Source organism: Paracraurococcus ruber, from assembly GCF_004353985.1.
Classification (GTDB): domain Bacteria; phylum Pseudomonadota; class Alphaproteobacteria; order Acetobacterales; family Acetobacteraceae; genus Paracraurococcus; species Paracraurococcus ruber.
Window position 1 is genome coordinate 1 of sequence record NZ_SMOA01000348.1, and the last position, 4,833, is coordinate 4,833.

Annotated in this window: 4 protein-coding genes; 3 read left to right on the forward strand and 1 reads right to left on the reverse strand. The window is 75.0% G+C overall.

What is annotated here, in order from left to right; genetic code table 11:
* Positions 1 to 894 (forward strand): methyl-accepting chemotaxis protein (locus tag E2C05_RS35270; protein ID WP_275670520.1); only part of this gene is annotated, 894 nt, incomplete at its 5' end.
* A gap of 301 nt (positions 895 to 1,195) precedes the next feature.
* Here the strand turns inward: E2C05_RS35270 and tyrS are convergent.
* Positions 1,196 to 2,431, reverse strand: a complete 1,236-nt coding sequence (gene tyrS / locus E2C05_RS28695) for a tyrosine--tRNA ligase (protein ID WP_133223048.1) — start codon at positions 2,429 to 2,431, stop codon at positions 1,196 to 1,198.
* A 99-nt stretch (positions 2,432 to 2,530) separates the two neighbouring features.
* Between tyrS and E2C05_RS28700 the strand changes: the two genes are divergently transcribed.
* Positions 2,531 to 3,646, forward strand: coding sequence for an anhydro-N-acetylmuramic acid kinase (locus E2C05_RS28700; protein WP_133223049.1), 1,116 nt, complete (start codon positions 2,531 to 2,533; stop codon positions 3,644 to 3,646).
* Between the two features lie 221 nt (positions 3,647 to 3,867).
* Complete coding sequence (locus E2C05_RS28705; RefSeq protein WP_133223050.1) at positions 3,868 to 4,779, forward strand: L-type lectin-domain containing protein; 912 nt, start codon at positions 3,868 to 3,870, stop codon at positions 4,777 to 4,779.
* Positions 4,780 to 4,833 lie beyond the last annotated feature (54 nt).

Here is a 4,833-nt window from a genome sequence, read left to right on the forward strand (position 1 = left end):
CTGGAGGCCGAGGCGGCGGCGGCACAGGCGGCGGCGGCGGCCGAGCGGCAGCGGGCCCGGCTTGCCCTGGCCGACCGGGTGGAACGGGACCTCGGCGCCGTGGCGGGCCAGCTGGCGACGGCCGTGGCGACGCTCGAGGATGGCGTGGGCGCGGTGGGCCGCACCGCCGCCCGGATCGCCGACCAGGCGGGCGGTGCCGCGGCCGGCGCCGACCAGGCGACCGGCAATGTGCAGACCGTCGCGGCGGCGGCCGAACAGCTTGCCTCCTCGGTCGGCGAGATCACCCGCCAGGTCGGCCAGGCGGCGCAGGTGGCGCGCCGCGCGGTCGGCGATGCCCGCGCCGCCGATGGCACGGTGGCCGGCCTGGCCGAGGCGGCGCAGCGCATCGGCGACGTGGTGCGGCTGATCGGCGAGATCGCGTCGCAGACCAACCTCCTCGCCCTGAACGCGACGATCGAGGCGGCCCGCGCCGGCGAGGCCGGCAAGGGCTTCGCGGTGGTCGCCGGGGAGGTGAAGGCGCTGGCCGGCCAGACCGCGAAGGCGACCGAGGAGATCGGCGCGCAGATCGCCGCCATCCAGGCGGCGACCGGCCAGGCGGTGGCGGGCATCAAGGGCATCGCCGAGGTGGTCGGGGAGGTGGACCAGATCGCCGCCGCCATCGCCGCGGCGGTCGAGGAGCAGGGCGCCGCGACGCGCGAGATCGCCCGCAACGTCGCCGAGGCGGCGCGCGGCACCAACGAGGTCTCGGCCCGCATCGCCGAGGTCAATGCCGGCGCCGAGGCGACCTCGGACGCGATCGGGCAGCTGCGGGAGTCGACCGCCGCGGTCGCCGCGCAGGATGCGGCGCTGCGGCATGGGCTGGAGGGGCTGCTGGGCGGGCTGCGCGCCGCCTGAGGTGGGCGATGGCGTTCGCGTCAACGCCGCTCCGGCCCGCCAGGCGGCCTGTCCCCGGCGGGCAATCCAACGCCAGGACACCGCCGCGCCGCCCCGGCCTGGAGCTACCCGCCGTCAGCCCGTCCGACCGCGCAAGCCGGCCCGGCTCGTCGGGGGCGGCGCCGGATCGCGCATCGCGGCGATCCCGCCGTGCCGGCATCCGCTCGGCGGCGTCTGGCGAGGGGTCTTTCGACCTGGGATACGACGCGGGTGCGGCCGAACCCAGGGCGTCAAAGACCCGCCTGGCCCTGCCTGACGGGTCCTAGCCCGCCCGCACCAGCACATGGCGCTTGCGGCCGAGGCTGAGCTTCGCGGCGCCGTCACGCAGGTCGGCCGCCGTCACCGGCTGCAGCGGGTCGGTCACCGGCGCGTCGTTCAGCCGCACGCCGTTCTGCGCCACCAGCCGCCGCGCCTCCCCCTTGCTGCCCACCAGCTTGGCTGCGGCCAGCAGGTCCACCACCGTGCTCGGCAGCGCATGGGCGATGCTCGGCAGCGTCTCCGCTGCCTCGCCCGCCTCGAAGGCGCGGCGGGCGGTCTCGGCCGCCGTCTGCGCGGCCTCGGCGCCGTGCAGCAGCGCCGTCGCCTCGGTCGCCAGCACCTTCTTCGCCTCGTTGATCTCGGCGCCGCGCAGCGCGCCCAGCCGCCGCACCTCCGCCATCGGCAGGTCGGTGAACAGCGCGAGGAAGCGCTCCACGTCGCCATCCTCGGAGTTGCGCCAGAACTGCCAGTAGTCGTAGGGCGCCAGGCGGTCCGGGTTCAGCCAGACCGCGCCGGAGGCGGTCTTGCCCATCTTGGCGCCGGAGGCGGTGGTCAGCAGCGGCGTGGTCAGGCCGAAGGCTTCCTGCTGGGCCATGCGCCGCACCAGGTCGGCGCCCATGACGATGTTGCCCCACTGGTCGCTGCCGCCCATCTGCAGCGCCACGCCATGCCGCCGGTGCAGTTCCAGGAAGTCGTAGGACTGCAGCAGCATGTAGTTGAACTCGAGGAAGGAGAGCGGCTGGTCGCGTTCCAGCCGCAGCCGCACGCTGTCCATGGTCAGCATGCGGTTGACGCTGAAATGCCGCCCGACGTCGCGCAGGAAGGGGATGTAGCGCAGCTCGTCCAGCCAGGCGGCGTTGTCGAGCATGACTGCCTCCGTCGCGCCCTCCCCGAAGGCCAGGAAGGGGGCGAAGCTGCGGCGGATGCCGGCCTTGTTCGCCTCGATGATCGCCTCGGTCAGCAGCTGCCGCGCCTCGTCCTTGCCGGACGGGTCGCCGACCTTCGTCGTGCCGCCGCCGATCAGCACCACGGGGCGGTTGCCGGTGCGCTGGAACAGCCGCAGCAGCATGATCGACATCAGGTGGCCGACATGCAGGCTGTCGGCGGTGACGTCGAAGCCGATATAGGCGCTGACCGGCCCGGCCCGCAGTTTCGCATCCAGCGCCGCCAGGTCGGTGACCTGGTGGATGTAGCCGCGCTCCTGCGCCGCGCGCAGGAAGTCGCTCTCGGGGCCGCTCATCGTCCTCGCCGTCCGATCCTGGGTCTGGCCCGCGCCGGCCTGGCGCGGGCGGGTCTGCCTGCCCTTGGCAGGGCGGCGCTGCCGTAGCACAGGGAAGGGATGCTTAGAACCATCGGGCTGATGAGCGGCACCTCCCTGGACGGCGTGGACGCCGCCTGGGTGGAGACGGATGGCAGCGCGATCGGCCAGATCGGCCCGGCGCTGACGCTGCCCTACGACCCGGCCCTGCGCCGCGACCTCCGCCGGCTGCTGGACCTGGCCGAGGGCCTGCCGCCGGAGGACCCCTTCCTGGCCGACTGCGTCCGCCGCCTGACCGCGCGGCATGCCGAGGCGGTGGCGACCCTGCGGGCCGAGGTCGCGCGGACGCTGGGGGAGGAAGCCGACCTCATCGGCTTCCACGGCCAGACCATCCTGCACCGGCCGCAGCGGCCGGGGGATGCGGCGCCGGGGCGCACCTGGCAAGTGGGCGACGCCGCCTGGCTGGCACGGGATGCCGGATTGCCGGTGGCCTTCGACTTCCGCAGCGCCGATGTCGCCGCCGGCGGGCAGGGCGCCCCGCTGGTGCCGGTGGTGCATGCCGCGCTCGCCGCCTCCCTGCCGAAGCCGCTGGCGGTGCTGAACCTCGGCGGCGTCGGCAACGTCACCTGGGTGGGGGAGGACGGGACGCTGGTCGCCTTCGACACCGGCCCGGCCAATGGCCCGCTGGACGACTGGGCGCGCAAGCGGGCGCAGACCGACTACGACCGGGACGGGCTGCTCTCGCTCTCCGGCCAGCCGGATGGCGGCGTGCTGGCGCGGCTGCTGGAGCACCCCTACCTCGCCGCGCCGCCGCCCAAATCGCTGGACCGGCTGGATTTCGACCGGGCGCTGAAGGAGGCCGGGGCGGGCGAGCTGTCGCCGCCGGACGGCGCGGCGACGCTGGTCGCCTTCTGCGCCTGCTGCGTCGCCGCGGCATCCCGCCTGCTGCCGGCGCCGCCGCTGCAATGGCTGGTCACCGGCGGCGGCCGGCGCAACCCGGCGATGATGCGGGCCCTGGCCGGCGCGCTGGACCAGCCGGTGCGGCCGGTGGAGGCGGTGGGGTGGAACGGCGACGCGCTGGAGGCGCAGGCCTTCGGCGTGCTGGCGGCGCGGGTCTGGCATGGGCTGCCGCTGACCTTTCCGGGCACCACCGGCGTCGCGGCGCCGCTGACCGGCGGGCGCATCGCCGGGCACTGATCGCCGGGCGCTGATCGCCGGCGCGGAGGGGCATCGGCAGGCGGCCTTGCAGGGCCCGCCGCCTCCCATGAATCCAGGAGTCGCGGCGGCTTACGGCGGCCCGGCCGGATCCTGGCATGAATTCCTCATCCCATTGAAATAAAAAACGAATTCCTGCTGGCACGCGCCGTGCAGTTCGGCACCCGCGCCTCGTCGGAGGCCGCCAGCAGGAGGTTCGTTGCATGACAACGCAGATGCAGCCCGCCACCGGTCCGCTCCCGCCGGATCCGATCCCGGGCCGAAGGCCGCGGCGCCTGGCGGCCGGCGCGGCCGTCCTCCTCGGCCTCGCCCTGGCGGGCGGCGCCGCCCCGGCCGGCGCCGCCAGCTTCACCTACGGCGATTTCGGCAGCACCGCCGGCCTGACGCTGAACGGCGCGGCGGCGCAGTCCGGCACCGCCCTGCGGCTGGTGCCGAGCCTGGACAGCCAGGCCGGCAGCGCCTTCCGCACCGCGCCGGTCGCGCTGGGCGGGTCCTTCAGCACCAGCTTCAGCTTCAGGGTCACCAGCGACGCGAACAGCGCGCTGGGCGTGACGGATGGCTTCACCTTCCTGCTGCAGCGCGGCGGCGCCTCGGCGCTCGGCGCCGGCGGCCAGGGCCTCGGCTATGTCGGGCTGGACCCGAGCGTCGCCGTGGTGTTCCGCGGCCGCGATCCCAGCTTCATCGGGGTGGTGCAGGGCGGCACCGATCCGGCCAACCTGGCGGGCGACCCGAAGAACCCCGGCAGCGCCAATTTCGCCCCGCCCGGGTCCGCCAGCGGCCTGACCGAGGCGCTGTTCTACGACAGGACGCAGTATGCCTGGATCGACTACGGGCTCGGCAATCTGCTGAGCGTCTATCTCAGCGACACGGCGGCCAAGCCGGCCAGCGCGATCGCCACGGCGACGCTGAACATCGACGCCCTGCTCGGCAACCAGGTCTATGTCGGGTTCAGCGCCGGCAATGGCGGCGCCTTCGGCACGCAGGACATTCTGGACTGGACCTTTGGCTCGGCCGGGACGGCAGCCGTGCCGGAGCCGGCGACTCTCGCCCTGCTCGGTGCCGGCCTGCTGGGCCTTGCGACCCTGCGGCGCCGCGGCCGGCCGACCGCCGTCTGAGGCAGGCCGCGCCGGCGGCGGCGAAGGCCCCGCCCGCCGGCACGCGCGGCGACG